Here is a 23180-nt window from a genome sequence, read left to right as displayed (position 1 = left end):
CTGCAACGGTTTCCTTCCTGCCCTGGTTCCTCGTGTGCCCTGGTTCCCTCGTGCCTGGCCAGAGTTCCCTCGTGCCCTGCCCGCAGGGCAGGGCTCAGCCGAAGAGGCTGTCGCCGAGGGTGTGCCAGCCGAGGACCGAATCGACGGCCAAACCGCAGAACACGACGGCGAGATAGTTGTTGGACTGCAGGAACAACCGGAGCGGTTTGACCGATTCGCCGCGGCGGACACCGGAATACAGCTGGTGGGCCATCAGCAGGAACCAGGCGCCGGCCGCGATCGCGACCGCGGCGTACACCACGCCGGTCGCCGGAATCAGCGCCAGGGTCGCGGCCACGGTGAGCCAGGTGTAGACGACGATCTGCTTGGTCACCGCCTGCTCGGTGGCCACCACCGGCAGCATCGGCACGCCCGCGGCGCGGTAGTCCTCCTTGTAGCGCATGGCAAGCGCCCAGGTGTGCGGCGGTGTCCAGAAGAAGATCACCAGGAACAGCACGATCGCGGGCCAGCCGATCGAACCGGTCACCGCGGACCAGCCGACCAGCGCGGGCATACATCCGGCCGCACCACCCCACACCACGTTCTGCGAGGTGCGGCGCTTGAGACCGAGCGTGTAGACGAAGACGTAGAACAGGATGGTCGCGACCACCAGCAGACCCGACAGCAGATTGGCCTGCCACCACAGCCAGGCGAACGACCCCGCCCCGAGCACGACACCGAAGACGAACGCGTTGCGGGTCGGCACGGCCTCGCGCGCCAGCGGACGCTTGGAGGTCCGCTTCATCACCTTGTCGATATCGGCGTCGGCGACGCAGTTGAGGGTGTTGGCGCTGGCCGCACCCATCCAGCCGCCGAACAGCGTGGCCAGGATGAGACGGATATCGATGTGGCCGCGGTCGGCCAGCAGCATCGTCGGGATTGTCGCGACCAGCAGCAGTTCGATCACGCGCGGCTTGGTCAGCGCGATGTAGGCCAGCACCCGCCGGGTCAGGGCCGACAGCGGGCCGGTGCCGGTGACACGGTCGGCCAGTGCCGTCGCGGAGGAGCCATGCGCACCACCCGGCTGTTGCCCAATCCGCACTGTCTCTCCTCGCAGGTGGTGCACTCGATCCGGTCAGAACTACTACAGACGATGGTAGACCCCGCTATGGTGTGGCCCCGCACCCACCCGCCGCGAATCCGCCGGTGCCGCAGGCGTGGTGCGCGTTCAGCGCGGTAATCATCCACCGTAACGAAGCAGCTACGCGGGCACCTGAGCGGGCGGGTTCCCGCATCGCGAGATTGCGGTGACCTCTAGGGTGGTGGGGTAGCCCACGCCGCCAACCGTTGACGAGAAGGTCAGGAGAATCCCGGTCGTGTCAGTCACAGACGACATCCGCGCCCTCACCCAGCCGAACCACCCGGACGACTGGACCGATTTGGACTCGCGAGCCGTCGACACGGTGCGCGTCCTCGCCGCCGACGCGGTGCAGAACGCGGGCAACGGGCACCCCGGCACCGCGATGAGCCTGGCGCCGCTGGCGTACACGCTCTACCAGCGGGTGCTGCGCTACGACCCGAGCGATCCGGACTGGACCGGGCGTGACCGGTTCATCCTGTCCGCGGGCCACTCCAGCCTCACCCAGTACATTCAGCTGTACCTGTCGGGCTCGGGTCTCGAACTCGACGATCTGAAGCAGCTGCGCAAGTGGGGTTCGCTCACTCCGGGCCATCCGGAGTACCGGCACACCAGGGGTGTGGAGATCACCACCGGACCGCTGGGACAGGGCCTGGCGTCCTCGGTCGGCATGGCCATGGCGGCCCGACGCGAGCGCGGCCTGTTCGATCCGAACGCCCCGCAGGGCCACAGCCCCTTCGACCATTTCATCTACGTCATCGCCTCCGACGGCGATATCGAAGAGGGTGTCACCTCCGAGGCGTCGTCGCTGGCGGGCACCCAGCAACTGGGCAATCTGATCGTCTTCTACGACGACAACAAGATCTCCATCGAGGACGACACCACCATCGCCCTGAGCGAGGACACCGCCGCGCGCTACCGGGCCTACGGCTGGCACGTGCAGGTGGTCGAGGGCGGCGAGGACGTGGTCGCCATCGAGGAGGCGATCGCGCAGGCGCAGGCGGTGACCGACAAGCCGTCGTTCATCCTGCTGCGCACGATCATCGGCTATCCGGCCCCGAACAAGATGAACACCGGCTCCTCGCACGGCGCCGCGCTGGGCGCCGACGAGGTGGCCGCCACCAAGAAGATCCTGGGCTTCGATCCGGAGCAGAGCTTCGAGGTCGACGACGCGGTCATCGCCCACACCCGCCGCAATGCCGCCGACCGCGCCAAGGCCGCCCGAGCCGCCTGGCAGGAGCAGTTCGACACCTGGGCCCAGGCCAACCCGGAGAACAAGAAGCTCTTCGATCGCCTGGCGGCGCGCACGCTGCCGGACGGCTGGCACGCGGGCCTGCCGTCCTGGGAGCCGGACCCGAAGGGTATGGCCACCCGCAAGGCGTCGGGCAAGGTACTGGCCGCGCTGGCGCCGGTGCTGCCGGAGCTGTGGGGTGGTTCGGCCGACCTCGCCGAATCCAACAACACCACCATGCCCGATCAGCCGAGCTTCGGCCCGGAGTCGATCTCCACCGGTATGTGGAAGGCCAACCCGTACGGCCGCACCCTGCACTTCGGTGTGCGCGAGCACGCCATGGGCGCGATCCTCAACGGCATCGCCCTGCACGGCAACACCCGCCCCTACGGCGGCACCTTCCTGGTGTTCTCCGACTACATGCGCCCCGCGGTGCGTCTGGCCGCGCTCATGCGGGTGCCCGCGATCTACGTGTGGACCCACGACTCGATCGGCCTCGGCGAGGACGGCCCGACCCATCAGCCGATCGAACATCTGGCGGCGCTGCGGGCGATCCCGGGCCTGAACGTGGTGCGCCCGGGTGACGCCAACGAGACCGTGCACGCCTGGCGCGCGGTGCTGGAACTCGAGAGCACCGAACGGGATTCGCATTTCACCCCGGCGCAGGGCCCGTTCATCGACGGCCCGTCTGCGCTGGCACTGACCCGCCAGGACCTGCCGATCCTCGAGGGCACCAGCTACGAGGGCGTCCGCAAGGGCGGCTACATCCTGGCCGAATCGTCCACCGGGACACCGCAGGTGATCCTGATCGCCACCGGCTCGGAGCTACAGCTCGCGGTCGAGGCCAGGACTAGGCTGGAGGCGCAGGGCGTTGGAACCCGTGTGGTCTCGATGCCGTGCGTGGAGTGGTTCGACGCGCAGGAGCAGAGTTACCGCGACGAGGTGCTGCCGCCCACGGTCCGTGCGCGCGTCACCGTCGAAGCCGGTATCTCGATGCCGTGGTACCGATTCGCCGGCGAGGCCGGTGAGATCGTCTCGATCGAGCACTTCGGTGCGTCGGCCGATTACAAGACCCTGTTCCGCGAGTTCGGCTTCACCGCCGACGCCGTGGTCGAGGCCGCCCAGCGTTCACTCGACAAGGTGAAGGGATAACTAGCGTCATGGCACAGAACGAGAATCTCGCCGCATTGTCCGCCGCGGGAGTGTCGGTGTGGCTCGACGATCTGTCGCGGGACCGCATCCGGTCCGGCAACCTCGCCGAACTCATCGCCACCCGCAGCGTGGTCGGCGTGACCACCAATCCGACGATTTTCCAGGGCGCGCTCAGCAAGGGGCACGCCTACGATCAGCAGATCAAGGAACTGGCCGCCCAGGGCGCCGACGCCGACGCCGCGATCCGCACCATCACCACCGACGACGTGCGCGCCGCCTGTGACGTGCTGGCCGAGGTCTACGAGGCCACCGGCGGCGTGGACGGCCGGGTGTCGATCGAGGTCGACCCGCGCTTCGCCTTCGACACCGACAAGACCGTCGCGCAGGCGATCGACCTGTGGAAGACCGTCGACCGGCCCAATCTGTTCATCAAGATCCCCGCCACCGAGGAGGGCCTGCCCGCCATCGCGAAGGTGATCGCGGAGGGCATCAGCGTGAACGTGACGCTGATCTTCTCTGTGCAGCGCTACATCAGCGTGATGGGTGCCTACCTGGACGGGTTGCGCGCCGCCCATGTCGCCGGGCACGATCTGGCCCGCATCCACTCGGTCGCCTCGTTCTTCGTCTCCCGGGTGGACACCGAGATCGATAAGCGGCTGGAGAAGATCGGCACGCCCGAGGCCCTCGAACTGCGCGGCAAGGCGGGTATCGCCAACGCGCGCTTGGCCTATGCGGCCTATCAGGACGTCTTCGACGGCGGTGCGCACACCTCGACCTATCAGCAGGTCGCCTCCTCCGGCGGCAACCGGCAGCGGCCGCTGTGGGCGTCCACCGGTGTGAAGAACCCGGACTACTCCGACACCATGTACATCACCGAGCTGGTGGCTCCGAACACGGTCAACACCCTGCCGGAGAAGACGCTCGAGGCATTCGCCGACCACGGCGAACTGCGCGGCGACACCGTCAGCGGCACCGCCGAGCAGGCCCAGGCCGTGTTCGACAAGCTCTCCGCCGTCGGCGTCGATCTGGACGACGTCTTCGTCGTGCTCGAGCGCGAGGGCGTGGAGAAGTTCGAAAAGTCGTGGGAGGAACTGCTTTCCGCGACCAAGGCCGAGCTCGAGACCACCGGGAGCAACTGACCGCGATGGCCGGCGTAGAGACGACGGCCGCACCGGCGAATCCGCTGCGCGAAGAGCGGGACAAGCGGCTTCCCCGGATCGCGGGCCCGTGCAGCATGGTGATCTTCGGTGTCACCGGTGACCTGTCACGCAGAAAACTGATGCCGGCCATCTACGACCTGGCGAACCGCGGGCTGCTCCCGCCCGCGTTCGCCCTGGTCGGGTTCGCGCGCCGGGACTGGGCGGACGAGGACTTCTCCCAGGTCGTGCTCAATGCGGTGAAGGAGCATGCGCGCACGCCGTTCCGGCAGGAGGTCTGGGATCAGCTGTCGGAGGGCCTGCGGTTCGTGCAGGGCACCTTCGAGGACGATGCCGCCTTCTCGCAGTTGGCGGCCACCCTCAAACAGCTCGACCACGAGCGCGGCACCGGCGGCAATCACGCCTTCTACCTGTCGATTCCGCCCGACGCGTTTCCGGTTGTGCTGCAGCAGCTCTCGCGCACCGGGCTGGCCCAGCAGCAGGATCACGAGCCGGGTAAGCCCAAGCCGTGGCGGCGGGTGGTGATCGAGAAGCCGTTCGGGCACGACCTGAAGAGTGCCAAGGAGCTCAATGCCCTGGTGAATCGGGTGTTCCCGGAGGAGACGGTCTTCCGCATCGACCACTACCTCGGCAAGGAGACGGTGCAGAACCTGTTGGCGCTGCGGTTCGCCAACGAGCTGTTCGAGCCGACCTGGAACTCCAACTATGTCGACCACGTGCAGATCACGATGGCCGAGGACATCGGATTGGGCGGGCGCGCAGGCTATTACGACGGTATCGGTGCCGCCCGCGACGTGATCCAGAATCATCTGCTGCAGCTGCTGGCGCTGACGGCGATGGAGGATCCGGTCAACTTCGAACCGCGGCAGCTGCAGATCGAGAAGATCAAGGTGCTCTCGGCGACGAAACTGGTGGAGCCGCTGGACGAGACCACCGCCCGCGGTCAGTACACCGAGGGCTGGCAGGGCAGCGAGCACGTGGTGGGGCTGCTCGACGAGGAGGGTTTCGACCCGAATTCGCGCACCGAGACCTATGCGGCCATCACGCTAAATGTCGACACCCGGCGATGGGCGGGCGTGCCGTTCTATCTGCGCACCGGAAAACGCCTGGGGCGCAGGGTGACCGAGATCGCGGTCATGTTCAAACGGGCGCCGCATCTGCCCTTCGATCAGACCATGACCGAGGAACTCGGGCAGAACGCGCTGGTCATCCGGGTGCAGCCGGACGAGGGCATCACCCTGCGGTTCGGCTCCAAGGTGCCCGGCGCCAGCATGGAAGTGCGCGACGTCAACATGGATTTCAGCTACGGGGAGTCGTTCACCGAATCCTCGCCGGAGGCCTACGAGCGGCTCATCCTCGACATGCTGCTCGGGGAGCCGTCGCTGTTTCCGGTCAACGAGGAGGTCGAGTTGTCCTGGCGCATCCTCGATCCCGTGCTGGAGCACTGGGCCGCCGCCGGCAAGCCCGAGCCGTACGAGGCGGGAACCTGGGGTCCGGCCGCGGCCGACGAGATGCTTGCCCGCACCGGGCGCGAATGGCGGCGGCCATGATCGTGGACATGCCCGATACCGATACCCGGGATGTGGCCAAGCGGCTGGTGAAGCTACGCGAGAGCAACGGCGTGATCACCGTGGGCCGGGTCCTCACCCTGGTGGTGTGCACACTGGACTCCTCTGAGGCCGAAGATGCCATCGATGCCGCCAACGATGCCAGCCGGGAGCACCCGTGCCGGGTCATAGTGCTTGCGCGGGGCGACCGGTTCGCAGAGACCAAGCTCGACGCTCAGATAAGAGTCGGTGGTGACGCGGGCGCGGCCGAGGTGATAGTGCTTCGGCTGCAAGGGGATCTGGTCAATCACGAAAGCAGTGTGGTGATCCCGTTCCTGCTGCCCGATACGCCGGTGGTGGCGTGGTGGCCGCGCGGGGCGCCGGAGTATCCGTCGAAGGATTCGGTGGGGCGCTTGGCGATTCGCCGCATCACCGACGCGACCTTCGCCCCGGATCCGCAGGCGGCGATCAAGAAGCGGGTGAAGTCGTATGCGCCGGGCAATACCGATCTGGCGTGGAGCCGGATCACGTATTGGCGGGCGCTGCTGGCGGCCTCCCTCGACGAACCGCCCTACGAGCCGGTGGAATCGGTGACGGTGTCGGGCCTCTACGAGGAGCCCGCGCTGGACGTGCTGGCCGGATGGCTGGCCGCCCGGCTGGACTGCCCGGTGCGACGGCGCACCGGTGAGCTGAAGGTGGAGTTGCATCGGCCGACGGTATCGATCGCGATCTCCCGGCCGCAGACCGGGCGCACCGCCACCCTGTCCCGGACCGGCGAGCCGGATCAGCGTTTCGCGCTGGCTCGGCGGGAGACGAAGGACTGTCTGGCCGAGGAGTTGCGGCGCCTGGACGCGGACGAGGTGTACGCGGAGGCGCTGGCGGGGATCGAAAGGGTGATCTATGAGTGAGCCGCGGGTCGAAATCCACGCCGACACCGAGACTTTGGTGACGGCGGCGGCCGCCCGTTTCATCGAGACCGTGACCGCCGCTCAGCGCGAGCGGGGTTCGGCGTCGGTGGTGCTGACCGGTGGTGGCACCGGGATCGCGACCCTGGAGCAGATTCGTAAGGTGCCCAACGATATCGACTGGTCGCGCGTCGAGGTGTTCTGGGGCGATGAGCGTTTCGTGCCGTCGGGCGATCCGGAACGCAACGAGCTGCAGGCCCGCGAGGCGCTGCTCGACCATGTCCCGGTCGACCCGGCTCGGGTGCATCCGGTCGCCGCCTCCGACGGCGAATACCCGGATCCGGTCGAGGCGGCGGCGGAGTATTCGGCCGCGGTGCACGCCCACCTCACCGAACACGGCGCCTTCGATCTGCATCTGCTCGGCATGGGCGGTGAGGGACACGTGAATTCGCTGTTCCCGCACACCGATGCGGTGCGTGAGGAGCACGAACTCGTGGTGGCGGTGACCGATTCGCCGAAGCCCCCGCCGGTGCGGGTGACCCTCACCCTGCCCGCCGTCCACCGCGCCCGCCACGTCGTCCTGATAGTCGCCGGCGAATCCAAGGCCGCCGCCGTCACCGCGGCCCTCTCCGGCGCCTCCCCCCTCGACGTCCCCTCCGCAGGGGCCAAGGGCAGCGAATCCACCACCTGGCTGCTCGACCAGGGCGCCGCCGCCGACCTGCAGCGCTGACCTGCCCGTGCCCCTTTCGGCCAGCGCAGCCTCCTTCATTCCCTTGCCTCGGCGCGCCAGCGCCGAGGCAAGGGCCATCGATAGACTTGCCGTATGCCGCTGATCGATGTCACCTATTCGCCCGAGGTTCCGGAGGACATGCTGCGGGAGCTGGCGAAGCAACTTCCGCATCTGGTGTCGGTGGCGGTGGAATGCCCGGAGGAACCCTATGACAGGAATCTGAAGCCGGGGGATGCCGAGATTCGGTTTCGGCAGGCGAGTCCGTTCGACAGCCAGGGGCTGGATGTGGTCATCGAGATCAAGTCCAAATGGTTCGCCAGCCGGGCCGATAATCGGCAGGAGAGAGTCGAGCAGCTGCACGAGGACATCGAGAAGGCCTTGGGGCTGGATAATTTCGGCGTGTACCTGTCGATGCCGGTGGCCGCGTGGGAACAGAGCGAGTGAGGGCTCGGGTCACCCGGTAGGCAACGAACAGGTTTCAGGTAGCAGGGCTCACCATGAGTCGCGCGGTCCCAGGCGGTAGCGTCGGCGCGGTGGACGAGGCAATCACGACATTGCGGTCGGTACGGCATTTCCTGCCGAATCCGGTGCCCCGGGTGACCATCGAACAAATCATCGACATCGCGCGATGGACGGGCTCGGCGCGCAACCGCCAACCATGGCGCTTCGTCGCGGTCACCGACCCGGGCCTGCGCGCCGGCCTCTCGCGCCTCGGCGACTACGCCATGCTCCTGGGCCGCGCCCCACTGGTCCTCGTATTGCTCTCCGAGGACAACGGTTTCGCCGACACCGAATTCGACCTCGGCCGCATAGCCCAATCCATCTGCCTGGCCGCCCACAACCGCGGCCTCGGCAGCTGCGTCACCACCTTCCACCCCGACGACAACGTCCACCACGCCGCCGCCCTCCTGTCCACCGCCCCCGGCTGGCTCCCCCGCCACGCCATAGCCCTCGGCTACACCGACAACGACAACCACCACCCACCCACGGCCATCCCCCGCGGCCGCCTCCCCGTCCCCGACCTCCTCACCTGGCTGCCTTGATTCCCGCCCCGGCCAACTCGGACAGATGGCGGGTGAGGAAGGCATTCACTGCGTCGGTGCGTTCCAATTGGACGAGGTGGCCTGCGGCGGGGACCTTTTCGACGGCGCGGAGGTCGGGGACGTGGGCGCGCATGGTGGTCAGGGGGTCTCGGCCGCTGAAGCCCTCCATGTCCGGGTCGTTTTCGCCGTAGAGGAAGTAGGTGGGGACCGGGATCGTGGTGGGGAGGTCGGCGGTCAGTTCCCAGTTGCGGTCCAGGGCGCGGTACCAGGTGAGGCCGCCGGTGAAACCGGTGCGCTCGAATTCGGCTGTCAGCGTGTCCAGCTCGGCCTCGCTGAGCCACGTCCACGGCAGGGGAGGCGCTGTCGGCAGCACGTCGAGATAGCCCAGCCCCGGCGGGTTCTTCCAGGTGTCGAGGTAGTGGTAGTCGCCACTGAGCGAATAGAAGACACGGGCCAGGAATTCCCGTGGCCGGGCGGCCAGCTCGGCATCGGCCACTCCCGGTGTCTGAAAGTAGGCCAGGTGCAGGAAGTGCCGCCCTGCCGCCTTCACCCAGAACGCCGACGGCGGCTTGGGCGGACGCGGGGCGAACGGATTGTTCAGGACGAATACCGCCTCCACCCGTTCCGGCGCACGCAGCGCCAGCTCCCACACCAGCTGCGCACCGAAATCCAGGCCCACGAAGACCGCCTTGTCGGCACCCATCTCGTCGAGCAGGCCGAGCAGATCGCCGATCACCGCGGCATTCGTATGCGCCTCGACGCCCTCGGGCGCCTCGGTCCGGCCGTAACCACGCAGGTCGGGGGCGATGGCGTGGTAACCGGCCTCGGCCAGCGCGGACAACTGCCGATGCCAGACGTACCAGCCGTGCGGGAACCCGTGGCAGAAGATCACCGGATACCCCCGGCCCTGTTCGGCGACATGCATCCGAATGCCGTTGGTCGCCACGAACCGATGTGTCGGCTCCACTTCGCCTCCCGAGTACTAGAACGTGTTCTTATTTCACGGTAATGTCCCGGAGTCGTGAACGGAATACTCACCGGCCGAGTCGCCGTGGTGACCGGGGCCAGCCGCGGCATCGGCAAGGGCATCGCGCTGGAACTCGGTGCGGCAGGCGCGACGGTGTACGTGACCGGACGCACCGCCTCGCCGGGGCGCTTGCCCGGCACGGTCGCCGAGACGGCCGCGCGGATCGGGGAACTCGGGGGCGTCGGGATCCCCTACGTCTGCGACCACCGTGACGACGCTGCGGTCGAGGGGCTGTTCGCCAAGATCCGCGCCGAACACGGCCGCCTCGACGTCCTGGTCAACAACGTCTACAACTCCCCCGCCTCGGCGCGCTGGCTGGGCAAACCGTTCTGGGAGGTGCCGCCGAAGGCCTGGGACGAGGGCTTCGACATCGGCGTCCGATCCCATTATGTGGCAAGCCATTTCGCCGCCACCCTGCTCATCGAGGCGGGCGGGCTGATCGTGAACATCTCCTCCCCCGGCGCCGAGCACTACACCCACAACACCGTCTACGGCGTATCCAAGACGGCCGTGGACCGCCTGACCGCCGACCTGGCTCACGAGCTCACCGACACCGCCGTCACCGTCGTATCCCTGTGGCCCGGCATCGTGAATACCGAACTGCTGCAATTGGTCCCGCCCGACGCCGAGGGGCGCCGCCTGATCACCCTGCCGGGCGAGGGCACCTTCGACCTGAACGAGGCGGAAACCCCGCACTTTCCCGGCCGCGCGGTCGTCGCCCTGGCCGGCGACCGAAATCGCCGCACGCGCACCGGAAAGGCCTGGCGAGTGGCCGATCTGGCCGAGAGCTACGGTTTCACCGATGTCGACGGTCGCATCCCCCGCACCGGCCGACCAGCGGGATGACACGCGAGCCGCCCGCGTGCTAGCCTCGGCGCCGTGACTGCCGGGTCGGCGATACGCCGCACACAGACAGGTTTCCCGGCCGCGATTTGATCGCGGCGCGGGCCCGAGGCCCGCCCTCCGGACGCATCCCCAGCTCCATCCAGGGACCGCGAAAGGAGGTGAATCACATGTCCCACCAATCGGTTTCGCCCGAACAGTGGCGGTCTTTCCGCGCCGCTCACGACCGCGGTAGCGAATTCGAGGCGCCCGTCGTCTCGCTCGCCCCGTTCGGCGCATTCCTCGAGGTGTCGCCGGGCATCCACGGCCTGCTACCCAAGTCGCCCACGGCCGACGACCCTGCCGTCGGCACGACGTTGCGCGTCCGAATCCTGGACCTCGACGACACCAACCACCGCCTGAGCCTGGCTCGGGCATGACAGCAGCGGTGTGGGGCCAGGATCCAGCTGGCCCCACACCGCCTTCAGCCTACGGGTCAGGTCCTGGCTCGCAGGGCCAAGTAGCAGCACACGACGGCCAGAGCAGATTCCCCCACCGCACATACCGCCGCCTGCGTGAGAGTCGGCCCGGACGCCGCCGTCGTCAGGTCGAACCAGCCGTCGAGCACGGCCACGGCCGCGGTCGCCGCGGCGGTCACCCGGCTGCGCTCGTCTCGTCGGCGCAGCAGCAGGGCCGTGGCGACGCACCCGGCCGTGAGCAGCACATCCAGCCCGATCCACGCAACGGACCAGTTCCGCACCGTCGTCTCCGCCGGGAGCGTGCGCCCCAGGAGCACCATCCACGGGATCAGCGCGATCGCCACCGCACCGAGAGCCCACGAAACCCACTGCGTTCCGGTCCTTTTCGCTCGCATGCCGCCCACAGTACGATTGCAAACAGATCTTTGCAAAGAAATTTTTGCAGACATCTGTTTGCTACCGTGGGTGCCATGTCCAAACGTGCCGTCCAGGAGATGACCAGCGCCGAGCGCACGGCGCTGTATCGGACCCTCGCGCATCCACTGCGCGGCCAGATCCTGCGCTATCTCGGCACGCACGGGGACGCCAACTCCACGACGCTGGCCGAATTCCTCGGCGAGAGCACCGGGACCACCAGCTATCACCTGCGCAAGCTCGCCGAGTCCCGACTCATCGAGGAGATCCCGGAGAAATCCCAGGGCCGCGAACGGTGGTGGCGCGCACTGCCCTTCAGCCACACCACGCCCGACCCCGCGTCCATGACGCCCTCGGAGTACGCCGCCGCCGAACACCTGGCCAAGCTGAAGATCGGCGCCGACATCGACCGCTACCTGCGCGCCAATCAGGAATGGACCGGCCCGACCGGCTGGTCACAGGTCCAGCGCCACGCCTGCTACATGACACACGACCAACTCCAGGCCTTCATGGACGACTACATGGACCTGGTCGAACGCCACAGCCACCAACGCACCGACGCCCCACCCGACGCCCGCGCCATGGCCCTGCGCTTCTTCGCCGTTCCGGAAAGTTCCGATTGATCCCGGCCTAAAGCATGCCGGGATGGCGGATGGGCGAGTTGCGTTGCGCTCAGGCGATGTCGAGGAAACGTTGGATGGAGCGGGCGGGTGGTGGTTTGGTGCGCCAGGCCAGGTGGACTTGGGAGGGTGGGGCGTCGGGGATGTCGAGATAGGTGACGCCGGGGTGGGGAGCGCGGGTGCGGGCCAGTTCGGGGACCGCGCCGATGCCGCGGTCGGCGGCGATCAGTTCGATCCATTCGTCGAAATTGGTGCAGGTGATGATGTCGCGGGTGGGATCGGGTGTGGGCCAGGAGGTTTCGTCGGTGGTGCCGGAGATGGTGTTCACGACCAGCGGATAGCGGGCCAGGTCCTGCCAGCGCAGGCGGGGGGTGCGGGCCAGGGGAGAATCGGCGCTGACGGCCACGACGCGTCGCTCGACGGCGATGGTGCGCGCGGCCAGATTGCGCGGTAGGCGAATATTCTTGCGGTACAGGGCGATATCGAGGGTTCCGGCGGAGAGTGCGGCGATCGGGTCGTCGACGCGGTGGATCTGGACGTGGCCGCCGAGTGCCTCGAAACGGGTGCGGGCGGCGGTGAACCACGTGTCGGGCAGCAGCCAGGAGAACCCCACCGACACCACGCCCCGCAGCTGCAGGTCGGCGACGACGGTGTCCAGATCGGCGACGATGCGCCGGGTCTGCGCCAGGAATTCCGCGCCCTCGTCGGTCAGGTCGAAATGGCGGGAGCTGCGTTCGATCAGGCGGCAGTCCAGCAGCCGTTCCAGCTGCTGGATCGTGCGGGTCAGCGACGGTTGGGTCACGTGCAGCCGGTGCGCGGCGCGGGTGTAGTTCCGCTCCTCGCACAGCGCCAGATAGGCACGCAGATGCCGCAACTCCAGATCCATACGTCCAGCGTATATATGGTGCATGAATGTCATTTCACGGGGATGGCGACGGCACCTAGCGTCGGTCGTGTGACTATCGCTCTACCTCGACACCACACGCTGGCGCCGGCCGCGCGCGCCTCGGCCGGACTGGCGGCGGCCATGGGAATCGGCCGATTCGCCTACACCCCACTGATGCCGGTCATGATCGACGCCGGAGGCCTCGACGCGCACACCGCCGCGGTGGTCGCGGCCGCCAATTACGCGGGTTATCTGATCGGTGCGGTCGCGCTCGCCCGCCGCCCGGACTGGAACGGCCGCACCGCGTTTCGCTGGTCGGCGGTGGCACTGGTTATCAGCGAGGTCCTCATGGCCGTCCCGGCCCCGGTCGCAATTCCGGTGCTGCTGCGGCTGATTGCCGGGGCGGCCAGTGCGGTGCTGTTCATCGGATGCGCGAGCATTGCCGCCCGGCACGAAAATCGCAGGCGCGCAGCCGGTATCGCCTTCACGGGCGTCGGGTGCGGTATCGCGCTGACCGGACTGCTGGCGCTGGCCGCACGGCCGGTGGTGTCGTGGCAGGGGATGTGGCTGGGTGCTGCCGTGGTGACGGCGGTGCTGCTGGTGCCGGCGGCGGGAATCGAGATCGTGCCCGGCACGCGCGCATCCGCGAGCGGCACCCGGCCCGCGCGGCCGTGGCGCGCGCTGCTGGTCGCCTACTTCCTGGAGGGTTTGGGCTACATCGTCATCGGCACGTTCCTGGTTGCCGCGGTGACCACCCCGGACCGCCCGGCGCTGGGTACGTCGATGTGGGTGATCGTCGGCGTGGCCGCCGCCCCGGCGACCGTGCTGTGGGGCGCGGTCGCCCGCCGCCGGACGCCGGTGACCGCGCTGGTTGTCGCACTCCTGCTGCAGTGCGCGTCCGCACTCCTGCCCGCGCTGTCGACCGGTGTGGGCCCGGCAATCGTCTCGGCCGCGCTGTTCGGCGCCACATTCATGGGCATCACCATGCTCGCGATCGAGGTGGGTGACGACCTCGCCGGGGCAGGCGCCGCGGCGACTCTCACCGCCGTGTACGGCTTGGGGCAGGTGCTGGGGCCGCTGGTGGTGGCGCCGGTGCTCGGTGCGAGTTACGCCGCGGCCTTCGCCATCGTCGCGGTGGTGCTGGCGGCGGCGACCGCGGCGGCGCTGTCGATCAGGCGAACTTGATCTCGAAGCCGATGCCGAGGATCGCGATCACCCAGACGAGGCCGACGAAGATGGTGATGCGGTCGAGGTTCTTCTCCGCGACCGTGGAGCCCGACAGGCTGGCCTGCACACCGCCACCGAACAGACTGGACAGACCTCCACCCTTCGCCCGGTGCAGCAGCACGAGCAGAACCAGCAGCAGACTGGTAATGATCAGGAGGATATCCAGGAACATGCGCATGCCGCACAGTTTAAGCGAGTTAGATGCTGCCATGACTCTCACCCCGGCCGCCGAGTCCATCATCGAGCAGCTCCGCCTCGAACCGCTCTCGGTCTGCAACGGCTTCTTCCGGGAGACGTGGCGCGACGAGCATTCGACGGTCATCCACTGGCTGCTGCCGGACACGCACACCGCCCCGCTGCATACCGCCGACCACACCGAGGTGTTCGCCTATCACGCCGGTGCGCCCCTGCGGTTCACGCTGTTCCACCCGGTCGGGCGGGTGGAAGAGGTGCTGCTCGGCCCCGATCCGGCCACCCAGTTTCCCCATCTGGTGGTCCCGGCCGGGGTGTGGCAGGCGGCGCGCACGACCGGCGAGTACACCTTGGCCAGCGTCGTGGTCGCGCCGCCGTTCCGGCCGGAGATCGTGCACGAGGCCGACCCCTATCTACTGTCGCGGCAGTTTCCCGACCACCGGGAGTTGATCCGCGAACTCTGCGGGAATGGGGAAGGCCCCGACACCGCCGACCACGGCTAGGATCGCAACATGTCAGCTACCGTGCTGCGCTGGATGCCGATACTCGCGGCCGTCGGAGTGGCGGCGGCCTGCTCGAGTCAGGGTTCCTCGGACGGCCCGACCCCGATGGGGCATACATTCGTCTCCACCAAGGTCGACGGCACTGCGATCCCCGGCGGCGGTCCCCTCGTACTCACCTTTGCCGACGGGCGGGTGTCGGCCCAGGCCGGATGCAACACCAGCAGCGGGCCGGTCGACTTCGACGGCGACGTCCTGCGCGTGTCGGGGCTGGCGACCACCATGATGGCCTGCCCCGGCGACCGTTCCGGCGCCGACGGATGGCAGAACGGGCTGCTCGAATCCGCGCCGACCTGGAAGCTGGACGACAATACGCTCACGCTGTCGGGCAACAACAGCACAGTCACCTTGCTGGACAAGAAGGTGGCCCAACCCGATCGGCCGCTGACCGGCACCGCATGGGTGGTCACCACCCTGGTGCGTCCCAATGGCCAGGTGACCTCGCAGGCATTGGAGCAGGCGCGGCCCACCCTGACCATCGGCCCCGACGGGCATGTCACCGGCAGCGCCGGATGCAACCGCATGACCGGTTCCGCCGACGTCGCCGCGAACGGCCAGGAGATCACCTTCCGCATCGCCACCACCAAGATGGCCTGCGAGCCCGATGCAATGGATGTCGAACGGCAGGTCCTGGAGGCCCTGGACGGCAAGACCCGAACCACCGTCGACTCCGACACCCTCACCATCCACAACGACGGCAACAACACAGGCCTCGTCCTGCGGGCAGAGAAGTGACCCCGGCAGCGCACGCCGGAACATGGAGAAGGCCACGTTGAGGGGAATTTGGAAGATGCTGGAGAAATTTCGGCCCATCGGGGGCTGTGACGCAACATTATTGGAGATGTGATCAACGAACGAGAAGTAGAACTGGATCGGCGGTTTCGTGAGGCGGTTGCAGGGGCGACGCCGGGAGCCCGCCGCAGCCCGACCGAACCCGTGCAGGCGGGTAGCGCTCATACCGGTGCGACGTGTCTGGAGTTGTTCGACGCTCAGGTGACCAGTCGCCAGCTGGACTTCGCGGCGCGCCGGCTCACCGCCGCGGGGCGGGGCTACTACAGCATCGGTTCCTCCGGGCACGAGGGCAATGCGGTGCTGGCGGCCGCGCTGCGCACCACCGATCCGGCTCTGCTGCACTATCGTTCGGGCGCGTTCTTCGTGCAGCGCTGCCGCCGGGTGGGCGGGCTGGATCCGATCCGCGACGTGCTGCTCGGCGTGGTCGCGGCGGCGTCGGACCCGATATCCGGTGGGCGGCACAAGGTTTTCGGCTCACAAGCGGCCGCGGTGATTCCGCAGACCTCCACCATCGCCTCACATCTGCCGCGCGCGGTGGGGCTGGCGTTCGCGCTGGATCGGGCCAAGCGGCTGGGTCGCACCGCCGAGTGGCCCTCGGATGCGGTGGTGCTGTGCACCTTCGGCGACGCGTCGGCCAACCATTCGACCGCGGTGGGCGCGATCAATGCGGCGATCCATACCGCACACCAGAAGGTCGCGATGCCGGTGCTGTTCGTGTGCGAGGACAACGGGATCGGGATCAGCGTGCCCACTCCCCCGAATTGGATCGAGTTCGCCTACGGATCCCGTCCCGGACTGCGGTATTTCAGTGCCGACGGATCCGATCTGCTGCAGGCCCTTGCGGTATCGGCCGAGGCGGCCCAGTGGGTGCGGGAGAACCGCCGTCCCGCATTTCTGCGATTGCGGACCGTGCGGTTGCTGGGGCATGCGGGCTCCGATGTCGAATCCGCCTACCGCCGCGCCGCCGACATCGCCGACGATCTGCGGCGAGACCCGGTGGCGGCGACGGGGCGGCTGCTGGTCACCACCGGCGTCGCCGAGCCGGACGAGGTGATCGCGCGCTACGACGCCATAGCCGCGCAGGTCGCCGAGGCCGCCGCCAAGGTGGTGGACGAACCGAAACTGACCACACCCGAGGCGGTTACGGCATCACTGGCCGCCCATCATCCGGCCCGGATTCGGGCGGACGCGCTGCGCACCGAGGCGCTCACGACCGGTCCCTCGGCCCCTGCGGACGATCCGGCAAGGCCGGACGGCACCGAGCCCGGGATGGTCGCGGCCGTGCGCGCAGGCAGTTCGGTTGCGGCGGCGGGTGATTCGGTCGACGCCTCTCGCGACGCCGTGCCTCGGGTGGCGGAAGTTCCTGCCGAACAGCACGATTCGCGACAACCGCAGACCGCGTCCACTGGACACCGCCGCGTTCCGGTGACTCTCGCCCAGGCGGTCAATCAGACGCTGGCCGAGTTGTTGGCCCGCGACGACGACATTCTGGTGTTCGGCGAGGACGTCGGGCGCAAGGGCGGTGTGTACGGGGTGACCAAGGGCCTGCAGAAGACCTTCGGCACCCGGCGGGTCTTCGACACGCTGCTCGACGAGCAGAGCCTGCTCGGCACGGCGCTGGGCGCGGGGCTGACGGGCTTCGTGCCGATCCCGGAGATCCAGTACCTGGCCTACGTGCACAATGCGCTGGACCAGATTCGCGGCGAGGCCGCGACCCTGCAGTTCTTCTCGTCCGGGCAGTACCGCAATCCGATGGTGGTGCGCATCGCGGGCTACGCATACCAGAAGGGCTTCGGCGGCCACTTCCACAACGACGACTCCGTCGCCGCCCTGCGGGACATCCCCGGCGTGGTGGTTGCCTCCCCCGCCCGCGCCGACGATGCCGCCGCCATGCTGCGCACCTGCGTCTCGGCGGCCCGCGTGGACGGGCGGGTGTGCGTGTACCTGGAACCGATCGCGCTCTACCACACCCGGGACCTGCACGACGACGGCGACGACGGCTGGCTGGCCGCGGTCTCCGGCGATCCGGTCGACATCGGCCGCGCCCGTGCCTATGGCGAGGGCGGCGACCTCACCATCGTCACCTTCGCCAACGGCGTACGCATGAGCCTGCGCGCGGCGCGCCGCCTCGCCGAGCGCGGGATCCACGCCCGCGTCCTGGACCTGCGCTGGCTGTCCCCGCTCCCCGTCGACGACCTGCTGCACCACGCCCACGCCAGCGGCCGCGTCCTGATCGCCGACGAAACCCGCCGCAGCGGCGGCGTCTCCGAATCGGTGTGTGCCACGCTGCTCGACGGCGGCTTCACCGGCCCCATCGCGCGCGTCACCAGCGCCGACAGCTTCGTCCCCCTCGGACCCGCCACCGCCGCGGTCCTGCTGGACGAGACGGCCATCGAGGCGGCCGCCGAGAAGCTCGTCGGCTCGGCCGAGGCCGAACCGACGGTCGGACTCAGCGGGCGGTGACGGTGGTAGGGAGGGTGGCGAAGCCGCGGTTGTTGGAGGCGTGGATGCGGCGGATACCGGCCGGGTCGATGGCGTAGTCGGCGATGCGGGAGGTGATCTCCTGCAGCGCGACTCGCAGCTCCAGCAGGCCCAGATGCGAGCCGAGGCAGTGGTGGCGGCCGCTGCCGAAGACCAGGGAGGCGCTGGTGTCGCGGTCGAGGTCGAAGGTGTCCGGGTTCTCGAACACCTCCGGGTCGCGGTTGGCCGAACCGGTGATCAGCAGCATCCGGGATCCGGCCGGGATGCGCACGCCGTGCAGTTCGATCTCCTCGGTGGTGGTGCGCAGATTGGACTGGGTCGCCGGGTCGTAGCGCATACCCTCGGCGATGAAGTCGTCGAGGCGGCCGTCGAAGGCCTGCCGCCGCTGATCCGGATGTTCCCATCCGGCGTGCCAGAGGTTGCCCAGCGTCAGCATGGCGGTCTCGATACCGGCGCCCACCAGCAGGATCAGCACGCCGACGATCTCCTCGGGGGTGAGCCGGTCGTCGCCGTCGGCGGCGTCCAGCAGACCCGAGAGCAGATCGTCGCGGCGCTGCTTACTGCGTTCGATGGTCAGCTCGGTGTAGTAGCCGACCAGAGCCCCGATGGCCTGCATGGCCTCCGGACGAAGATCGGTAGACTGCTCGTCGGTGTACATGATCTCCATGCCGAGCTTCAGGACCATGTCCCGGTCGGCTTCGGGCACCCCCACCAGCTCGGAGATCACATGGGTCGGGAACGGTCCGGCGAACTCGCTCATCAGATCGAACGAGCCGCGCTCGACCAGCGGCTCCAGCAACCCGCGCGCGATCTCCCGCACCCGCGGCTCCAGCGACTGCACCCGGCGATTGGTGAACGCCCGCGTGACCAGCCCGCGCATGCGGGTGTGCTTGGGCGGATCCATGGCCACGAAGGAGAAGAACCGCTCGGCTTGCGGCCCCCAGAACGCCGGCTCCATCCGCAGGCCGTTCACGCTGGAGAAACGGTCCGAATCGCGCAACGCCGCCAGCACGTCGGCGTGGCGCGACAGGGCCCAGAAATCGTCGGTCTCGTTGCGGAAGACCGGGGCCTGTTCGCGCAGCCGGGCGTAGTAGGGGTACGGATCGTTGTGAACGTCGAAATCGTATGGGCTGTAGTGCAATTGCATTGACCGAGCCTTCCATGCGCGGTGGCGGTGTCGCTACCCGGTTCGCAAAATCGACCTGACAAGATCACAGTAGTCGAGAGGAAAGAGGGCGCAGTGGAATCCGAATGGGCACCACCCGGGATCGACGTGAGCAAACCGCACCCGGCCCGCCGGTACGACTACTGGCTGGGCGGGAAGGATAATTTCGAGGCCGATCGGGAATCGGCGGAGATGGTCGCCGAGGCGTTCCCCAGCGTGCAGTTCTCGGCGCTGGAGAACCGGGCCTTCCTGCGGCGGGTGGTGAGCTTCCTGACCGCCGAGGCCGGTATCCGGCAGTACCTCGACATCGGCGCGGGGTTGCCGACCGCGGGCAATGTGCACGAGATCGCGCAGGACATCGCCCCCGAGTCGCGCATCGTCTACGTGGACAACGACCCGATCGTGGCGGTGCACGCCCGCGCCCTGCTGAACAGCGCGCCGGAGGGTAGGACCGCCTTCCTCGAGGCCGACGTGCGCGATCCACAGGCCATCCTCACCCACCCGGATCTGCTCGCCACCCTCGACCTCACCCGCCCGGTGGCGTTGATGCTGGTCGCGGTCATGCATTTCATCACCGATGAGGACCGCCCCTACGATCTGGTCCGAGAGCTGTGCCGAGCGCTGCCGTCGGGCAGCTACCTGGTGATGAGCCACGCCACCAGCGACCACCTCACCCCCGAGGACATCGCCGAGAGCGAGGCGGCCAACAAGCGCAGCGGCATCCCGTTCCAGCTGCGGTCCACCGCGGAGTTCACCCAATTCTTCGAGGGCCTGGACCTGGTACAGCCGGGGATCGGCTCGATCATGACGTGGCGGCCGGAAGGGTGGCGTGCGCATCCACGGCCCGAGGCGGTGTCGATGCTCGGCGCGGTGGCACGGATCCCCTGAACCACAAGTCTCCCCTGTCATTCCGGCCAAAAGCACACGGAATGACGGTGTAGGTGACGCAGAGCGGTCTGCGTTCCAACCATGAAACGCCGGCCGTTCGGTGTTCCGGCGTCGCCGGATCAGGCCGATTCGAGGACTCGCTCGACAACGCTGACGCGGCGGTCGAGCCGCGAGGAGTTCACATTGTCGGCGGCGCGGTGTGCTCGCTGGATGGTTGAGCGGGCGGCGTCGATGTTGCCGCCTCGTGCGTATGCCTCCGCGAGCCATGTCTGGTACAGGGCTACCTCCCGGGCGTGGTCGGCTGGGTAGTGATCAATCGGGCGGGACAGCAGTGGTTCGGCTCGCAGGCCGTCGCCGAGTTCTACGAAACAGCGTCCGGCCATTACGTCGATTTCGTCGCGGTTCAGCCAGTACGTCCAATGCGGCTCTGCGACATCGGGTAGTCGATCTTCGTATGCGTCGTCCACAGCGTCGAGGGCGCGTCGGGTGGCTTCATGGTCGCGGGCGCGCGCGTTGGACCAGGCAACCCGTTCGAGCAGCAGGGCACGGGCGACCGGCGTAGCGTCGGTTGCTCCAGCCACCGCCGAGCGGGCCAGTAGTGCGGCGTCGGTGGGATTGCCTATATTGGCCATCTGGTAGGCCAGCGATGAGAACAGCTGCCCGGCCAGCGTCGGGCTTCCGGCGTCATCGGCGGCCGATACGCCGTCGAGGTATATGCGCTGAGCTTCGGCGTAGCGTCCAGCGTCGGAGGCGACCCATCCGGCGAGCTGGGCAAGTTCGCCGACCAAAGTCAGCAGTCTCCGGCCCACAGGCGCGGCATAGCTAGCTTCCTGGACGACCGCGCGTGTGTCGGTCAGCTCCCGATGTACCAGCGGGAACAGATCACGTCCGCCAATCGAGTCATCGAGGTGCCGCAGCTCGATGATGCGCTGCTCGAGTTCGTCTGCCAAGCTGTGGCCGACTCGACGTCCGGCGGTACGGTGCGCCGCTGCAGGGGAATCCGCTACGAGCCATTCGTGAGCGATCCGAATCGGGTCGGTTGGAGGCGCGGTCAGCGTGTAGACACTCACACCGAGCGCCTTGGAGTAGGCGCTGATGTGCTCGGGGTGTATCAGCCGCTGTCCGGTCTCCAGTTGGCCAAGAAGACTCTTGCTGAAATGGGTCCGGGCGGCAAGCGCGGACAGGCTGACGCCTACTGCCTCCCGGGCAGCGCGGAGGCGCGCGCCAAGTTCCGCCGATTGGCTTGTGCCGGGCCCCGCCTGGTCCATACCGGTCATCGTAGGACGGTTGTGGACGACTGCGGACGCGAATGTGTATTGCCTGGAACCCGGCTCGGGCAACGCTGTTGGTGGGCCTCGACGCCGGGACGAATGGACCGAATGAGACCCGATTCCGGTCATACCCTCGGCGTCGAGCGTCCTTCCAGCGACCGGGAAGGCTGCGCGATGGATAAGGCGAATGGTCAGCTTCCGCAGCTGTTGGTGCACGTCGATGCCGGGGCGCAACACCCGACGATCGTCTACACCGCACCGCCGGATGTATTTGTGCGATTCCTGAGAGCATTACGGCTGTGGAACCCGCACTACGAGGTGGAAATCGAAACCCTCGACGATGACGAGCACTCTCCGCCGTGGCCGATCTGGTGTCTGCGGGCATGGGAGAACAATCGATGAGTGACGTGGTGACGTTCGTCGTGTGGTTGCTCGCGACCCTCGCGGTGTGCGCGATCGTCTACGCGACAATCTTGTGCTGGCCGACCCGCATCCCAAAAGGCAAGTCCGTAAAGGCTATTCGGCAGCGCGTCGAGGACGAAGGGCCAAGGCAATGAATTCGGGCAAGCCGTACGGCCTCATCCGCCCCGCGCACGCCACTGGTGGAGTGGCGGAAGGGGCGGCAGAGAACGGCCCGATACCGCGAAGGCGATATCGGGCCGTTCTTATTTCCAGCAACGTGGCGGGTCAGGGCAGCGGGCCGCCTGCGGCGATGGCCGAGAGGGTGGCGAATTCGTCGCCCTTGAGCGATGCGCCGCCGACCAAGGCGCCGTCGATGTCGGTCTGGGCGATCAGTTCGCCGACGTTCTTGGCGTTGACCGAACCGCCGTAGAGCACCCGTACGCTCGCCGCCACCTCCGGGTTGGCCAGTTCGGCGAGTTCGGCGCGGATGGCGCCGCACACCTCCTGCGCGTCCGAGGGAGTCGCGACCCGGCCGGTGCCGATGGCCCACACCGGCTCGTAGGCGATGACCACCTTCGAAATCTCTTCCGCCGTCAGGCCTTTCAGCGAACCGCGCAGCTGCTCGAGGTTGTAGGCCACATGGGTCTGCGCCTCGCGGATGTTCAGATTCTCGCCGATGCAGACGATCGGGGTCATCCCGTTCTTCAGCACCTGCTTGGTCTTGGCCAGCACGATGGCGTCGTCCTCGGTGTGGTACTGCCGCCGCTCCGAGTGACCCACCACGACGAAGCTGCACCCCAGCTTGGCCAGCATCGTGGCGCTGATCTCGCCGGTGTAGGCGCCCGCATCGTGCACCGACACATCCTGCGCGCCATAGGTGATCAGCAGCCGATCACCCTCGATCAGCGTCTGCACGCTGCGAATGTCGGTGAACGGCGGAATGACCGCGACGTCGACCTTGTCGAAGTACTTGTCCGGCAGGGCGAACGCGATCTTCTGCACCAGAGCGATGGCCTCGAGGTGATTGAGGTTCATCTTCCAGTTGCCCGCGATCAGGGGCTTACGTGCCATC

The 23180-nt window shown here is 67.9% G+C and carries 25 protein-coding genes; 17 read left to right on the top strand and 8 right to left on the bottom strand.

What is annotated here, in order from left to right; translation table 11 throughout:
* Positions 1-94: 94 nt before the first annotated feature.
* Entirely contained in the window at positions 95-1081 is a 987-nt protein-coding gene (locus IU452_RS21170; protein ID WP_195110860.1) for a heme o synthase, read from the bottom strand.
* A gap of 274 nt (positions 1082-1355) precedes the next feature.
* On the opposite strand from IU452_RS21170, the gene tkt reads away from it, so the two are divergent.
* The 7 genes from tkt (at position 1356) to IU452_RS21135 (ending at position 8882) form a co-directional block, all read left to right on the top strand.
* The gene (tkt, locus tag IU452_RS21165; protein WP_195110859.1) at positions 1356-3500 is read left to right on the top strand and encodes a transketolase; all 2145 of its coding nucleotides are present in this window, start codon (positions 1356-1358) and stop codon (positions 3498-3500) included.
* Between the two features lie 8 nt (positions 3501-3508).
* Positions 3509-4639 carry a transaldolase gene (gene tal / locus IU452_RS21160; protein WP_195110858.1) on the top strand — a complete coding sequence of 377 codons (1131 nt, stop codon included), beginning with the start codon at positions 3509-3511 and terminating at the stop codon, positions 4637-4639.
* Between the two features lie 5 nt (positions 4640-4644).
* Complete coding sequence (gene zwf, locus IU452_RS21155) at positions 4645-6207, top strand: glucose-6-phosphate dehydrogenase (RefSeq protein WP_195110857.1); 1563 nt, start codon at positions 4645-4647, stop codon at positions 6205-6207.
* Entirely contained in the window at positions 6204-7112 is a 909-nt protein-coding gene (gene opcA / locus IU452_RS21150) for a glucose-6-phosphate dehydrogenase assembly protein OpcA (protein ID WP_195110856.1), read from the top strand. Before zwf ends, opcA begins: the two co-directional genes overlap by 4 nt.
* A complete protein-coding gene (pgl, locus tag IU452_RS21145) occupies positions 7105-7839 on the top strand; it encodes a 6-phosphogluconolactonase (protein ID WP_195110855.1) in 735 nt (244 codons plus the stop codon). The genes opcA and pgl overlap by 8 nt, the downstream gene beginning before the upstream one ends.
* A 93-nt stretch (positions 7840-7932) precedes the next feature.
* A complete protein-coding gene (locus IU452_RS21140; protein WP_195110854.1) occupies positions 7933-8283 on the top strand; it encodes a hypothetical protein in 351 nt (116 codons plus the stop codon).
* A gap of 89 nt (positions 8284-8372) precedes the next feature.
* A complete protein-coding gene (locus IU452_RS21135; RefSeq protein ID WP_324192735.1) occupies positions 8373-8882 on the top strand; it encodes a nitroreductase family protein in 510 nt (169 codons plus the stop codon).
* On the opposite strand, the gene IU452_RS21130 is transcribed toward IU452_RS21135, so the two are convergent.
* Positions 8866-9807, bottom strand: coding sequence for an alpha/beta fold hydrolase (locus tag IU452_RS21130; RefSeq protein ID WP_195111270.1), 942 nt, complete (start codon positions 9805-9807; stop codon positions 8866-8868). The two genes, IU452_RS21135 and IU452_RS21130, sit on opposite strands and share 17 nt — an antisense overlap.
* 96 nt (positions 9808-9903) lie before the next feature.
* Between IU452_RS21130 and IU452_RS21125 the strand changes: the two genes are divergently transcribed.
* Positions 9904-10755: an SDR family NAD(P)-dependent oxidoreductase gene (locus IU452_RS21125; protein WP_195110852.1), complete on the top strand. Its 852-nt coding sequence runs from the start codon at positions 9904-9906 to the stop codon at positions 10753-10755.
* Between the two features lie 167 nt (positions 10756-10922).
* Positions 10923-11171 (top strand): S1 RNA-binding domain-containing protein, encoded by a 249-nt coding sequence (locus tag IU452_RS21120; RefSeq protein WP_195110851.1) that lies wholly within the window; start codon positions 10923-10925, stop codon positions 11169-11171.
* 56 nt (positions 11172-11227) lie between these two features.
* Here the strand turns inward: IU452_RS21120 and IU452_RS21115 are convergent, their stop codons facing one another.
* The gene (locus IU452_RS21115; RefSeq protein WP_195110850.1) at positions 11228-11605 is read right to left on the bottom strand and encodes a hypothetical protein; all 378 of its coding nucleotides are present in this window, start codon (positions 11603-11605) and stop codon (positions 11228-11230) included.
* A 75-nt stretch (positions 11606-11680) separates the two neighbouring features.
* Between IU452_RS21115 and IU452_RS21110 the strand changes: the two genes are divergently transcribed.
* Positions 11681-12247 carry an ArsR/SmtB family transcription factor gene (locus IU452_RS21110; RefSeq protein ID WP_195110849.1) on the top strand — a complete coding sequence of 189 codons (567 nt, stop codon included), beginning with the start codon at positions 11681-11683 and terminating at the stop codon, positions 12245-12247.
* 49 nt (positions 12248-12296) lie between these two features.
* Here the strand turns inward: IU452_RS21110 and IU452_RS21105 are convergent, their stop codons facing one another.
* Positions 12297-13130 carry a LysR family transcriptional regulator gene (locus IU452_RS21105; protein WP_195110848.1) on the bottom strand — a complete coding sequence of 278 codons (834 nt, stop codon included), beginning with the start codon at positions 13128-13130 and terminating at the stop codon, positions 12297-12299.
* Positions 13131-13199: 69 nt separating this feature from the next.
* Between IU452_RS21105 and IU452_RS21100 the strand changes: the two genes are divergently transcribed.
* On the top strand, positions 13200-14315 hold the full coding sequence (locus tag IU452_RS21100) for a YbfB/YjiJ family MFS transporter (RefSeq protein ID WP_324192734.1): 1116 nt from the start codon (positions 13200-13202) through the stop codon (positions 14313-14315).
* Here IU452_RS21100 and secG read toward each other — a convergent pair.
* Positions 14302-14535 (bottom strand): preprotein translocase subunit SecG, encoded by a 234-nt coding sequence (gene secG, locus IU452_RS21095; protein ID WP_195111269.1) that lies wholly within the window; start codon positions 14533-14535, stop codon positions 14302-14304. The genes IU452_RS21100 and secG overlap by 14 nt on opposite strands.
* Positions 14536-14566: 31 nt before the next feature.
* Between secG and IU452_RS21090 the strand changes: the two genes are divergently transcribed.
* The 3 genes from IU452_RS21090 to IU452_RS21080 all read left to right on the top strand — a co-directional run bounded on the left by IU452_RS21090 (position 14567) and on the right by IU452_RS21080 (position 18364).
* Positions 14567-15052 (top strand): cupin domain-containing protein, encoded by a 486-nt coding sequence (locus IU452_RS21090; protein WP_195110846.1) that lies wholly within the window; start codon positions 14567-14569, stop codon positions 15050-15052.
* 9 nt (positions 15053-15061) lie between these two features.
* A complete protein-coding gene (locus IU452_RS21085; RefSeq protein WP_195110845.1) occupies positions 15062-15844 on the top strand; it encodes an META domain-containing protein in 783 nt (260 codons plus the stop codon).
* A gap of 108 nt (positions 15845-15952) precedes the next feature.
* Positions 15953-18364 carry a thiamine pyrophosphate-dependent enzyme gene (locus IU452_RS21080; protein WP_416382344.1) on the top strand — a complete coding sequence of 804 codons (2412 nt, stop codon included), beginning with the start codon at positions 15953-15955 and terminating at the stop codon, positions 18362-18364.
* On the opposite strand, the gene IU452_RS21075 is transcribed toward IU452_RS21080, so the two are convergent.
* Complete coding sequence (locus tag IU452_RS21075; protein WP_195110844.1) at positions 18351-19529, bottom strand: cytochrome P450; 1179 nt, start codon at positions 19527-19529, stop codon at positions 18351-18353. The genes IU452_RS21080 and IU452_RS21075 overlap by 14 nt on opposite strands.
* 93 nt (positions 19530-19622) lie before the next feature.
* On the opposite strand from IU452_RS21075, the gene IU452_RS21070 reads away from it, so the two are divergent.
* Entirely contained in the window at positions 19623-20435 is an 813-nt protein-coding gene (locus IU452_RS21070; RefSeq protein ID WP_195110843.1) for an SAM-dependent methyltransferase, read from the top strand.
* A gap of 119 nt (positions 20436-20554) precedes the next feature.
* Here IU452_RS21070 and IU452_RS21065 read toward each other — a convergent pair whose 3' ends face one another.
* Complete coding sequence (locus IU452_RS21065) at positions 20555-21712, bottom strand: helix-turn-helix domain-containing protein (RefSeq protein ID WP_228818496.1); 1158 nt, start codon at positions 21710-21712, stop codon at positions 20555-20557.
* Between the two features lie 168 nt (positions 21713-21880).
* Here IU452_RS21065 and IU452_RS21060 point away from each other — a divergent pair, with 168 nt between their 5' ends.
* Both IU452_RS21060 and IU452_RS21055 read left to right on the top strand, forming a co-directional pair.
* Positions 21881-22108, top strand: coding sequence for a hypothetical protein (locus IU452_RS21060; RefSeq protein ID WP_195110842.1), 228 nt, complete (start codon positions 21881-21883; stop codon positions 22106-22108).
* Positions 22105-22263, top strand: a complete 159-nt coding sequence (locus tag IU452_RS21055; RefSeq protein ID WP_195110841.1) for a hypothetical protein — start codon at positions 22105-22107, stop codon at positions 22261-22263. The genes IU452_RS21060 and IU452_RS21055 overlap by 4 nt, the downstream gene beginning before the upstream one ends.
* 130 nt (positions 22264-22393) lie before the next feature.
* On the opposite strand, the gene tpiA is transcribed toward IU452_RS21055, so the two are convergent.
* Positions 22394-23179: a triose-phosphate isomerase gene (gene tpiA, locus IU452_RS21050; protein ID WP_195110840.1), complete on the bottom strand. Its 786-nt coding sequence runs from the start codon at positions 23177-23179 to the stop codon at positions 22394-22396.
* Between the last annotated feature and the right edge of the window lies 1 nt (position 23180).

The organism is Nocardia transvalensis, from assembly GCF_015477765.1.
Classification (GTDB): domain Bacteria; phylum Actinomycetota; class Actinomycetes; order Mycobacteriales; family Mycobacteriaceae; genus Nocardia; species Nocardia transvalensis_A.
The sequence above is the reverse complement of the archived record's forward strand: the minus strand, read 5'-3'. Positions and strand labels throughout refer to the sequence as shown.

Coding starts and splice junctions, on each gene's coding strand:
- IU452_RS21075 (WP_195110844.1), bottom strand. CDS start 19,529: ATGCAATTGCACTACAGCCCATACGATTTCGACGTTCACAACGATCCG.
- IU452_RS21065 (WP_228818496.1), bottom strand. CDS start 21,712: ATGACCGGTATGGACCAGGCGGGGCCCGGCACAAGCCAATCGGCGGAA.
- secG (WP_195111269.1), bottom strand. CDS start 14,535: ATGCGCATGTTCCTGGATATCCTCCTGATCATTACCAGTCTGCTGCTG.
- pgl (WP_195110855.1), top strand. CDS start 7,105: ATGAGTGAGCCGCGGGTCGAAATCCACGCCGACACCGAGACTTTGGTG.
- IU452_RS21085 (WP_195110845.1), top strand. CDS start 15,062: ATGTCAGCTACCGTGCTGCGCTGGATGCCGATACTCGCGGCCGTCGGA.
- tal (WP_195110858.1), top strand. CDS start 3,509: ATGGCACAGAACGAGAATCTCGCCGCATTGTCCGCCGCGGGAGTGTCG.
- IU452_RS21110 (WP_195110849.1), top strand. CDS start 11,681: ATGTCCAAACGTGCCGTCCAGGAGATGACCAGCGCCGAGCGCACGGCG.
- IU452_RS21060 (WP_195110842.1), top strand. CDS start 21,881: ATGGATAAGGCGAATGGTCAGCTTCCGCAGCTGTTGGTGCACGTCGAT.
- opcA (WP_195110856.1), top strand. CDS start 6,204: ATGATCGTGGACATGCCCGATACCGATACCCGGGATGTGGCCAAGCGG.
- tpiA (WP_195110840.1), bottom strand. CDS start 23,179: ATGGCACGTAAGCCCCTGATCGCGGGCAACTGGAAGATGAACCTCAAT.
- IU452_RS21115 (WP_195110850.1), bottom strand. CDS start 11,605: ATGCGAGCGAAAAGGACCGGAACGCAGTGGGTTTCGTGGGCTCTCGGT.
- IU452_RS21055 (WP_195110841.1), top strand. CDS start 22,105: ATGAGTGACGTGGTGACGTTCGTCGTGTGGTTGCTCGCGACCCTCGCG.
- IU452_RS21105 (WP_195110848.1), bottom strand. CDS start 13,130: ATGGATCTGGAGTTGCGGCATCTGCGTGCCTATCTGGCGCTGTGCGAG.
- IU452_RS21140 (WP_195110854.1), top strand. CDS start 7,933: ATGCCGCTGATCGATGTCACCTATTCGCCCGAGGTTCCGGAGGACATG.
- IU452_RS21130 (WP_195111270.1), bottom strand. CDS start 9,807: ATGCATGTCGCCGAACAGGGCCGGGGGTATCCGGTGATCTTCTGCCAC.
- IU452_RS21120 (WP_195110851.1), top strand. CDS start 10,923: ATGTCCCACCAATCGGTTTCGCCCGAACAGTGGCGGTCTTTCCGCGCC.
- zwf (WP_195110857.1), top strand. CDS start 4,645: ATGGCCGGCGTAGAGACGACGGCCGCACCGGCGAATCCGCTGCGCGAA.
- IU452_RS21090 (WP_195110846.1), top strand. CDS start 14,567: ATGACTCTCACCCCGGCCGCCGAGTCCATCATCGAGCAGCTCCGCCTC.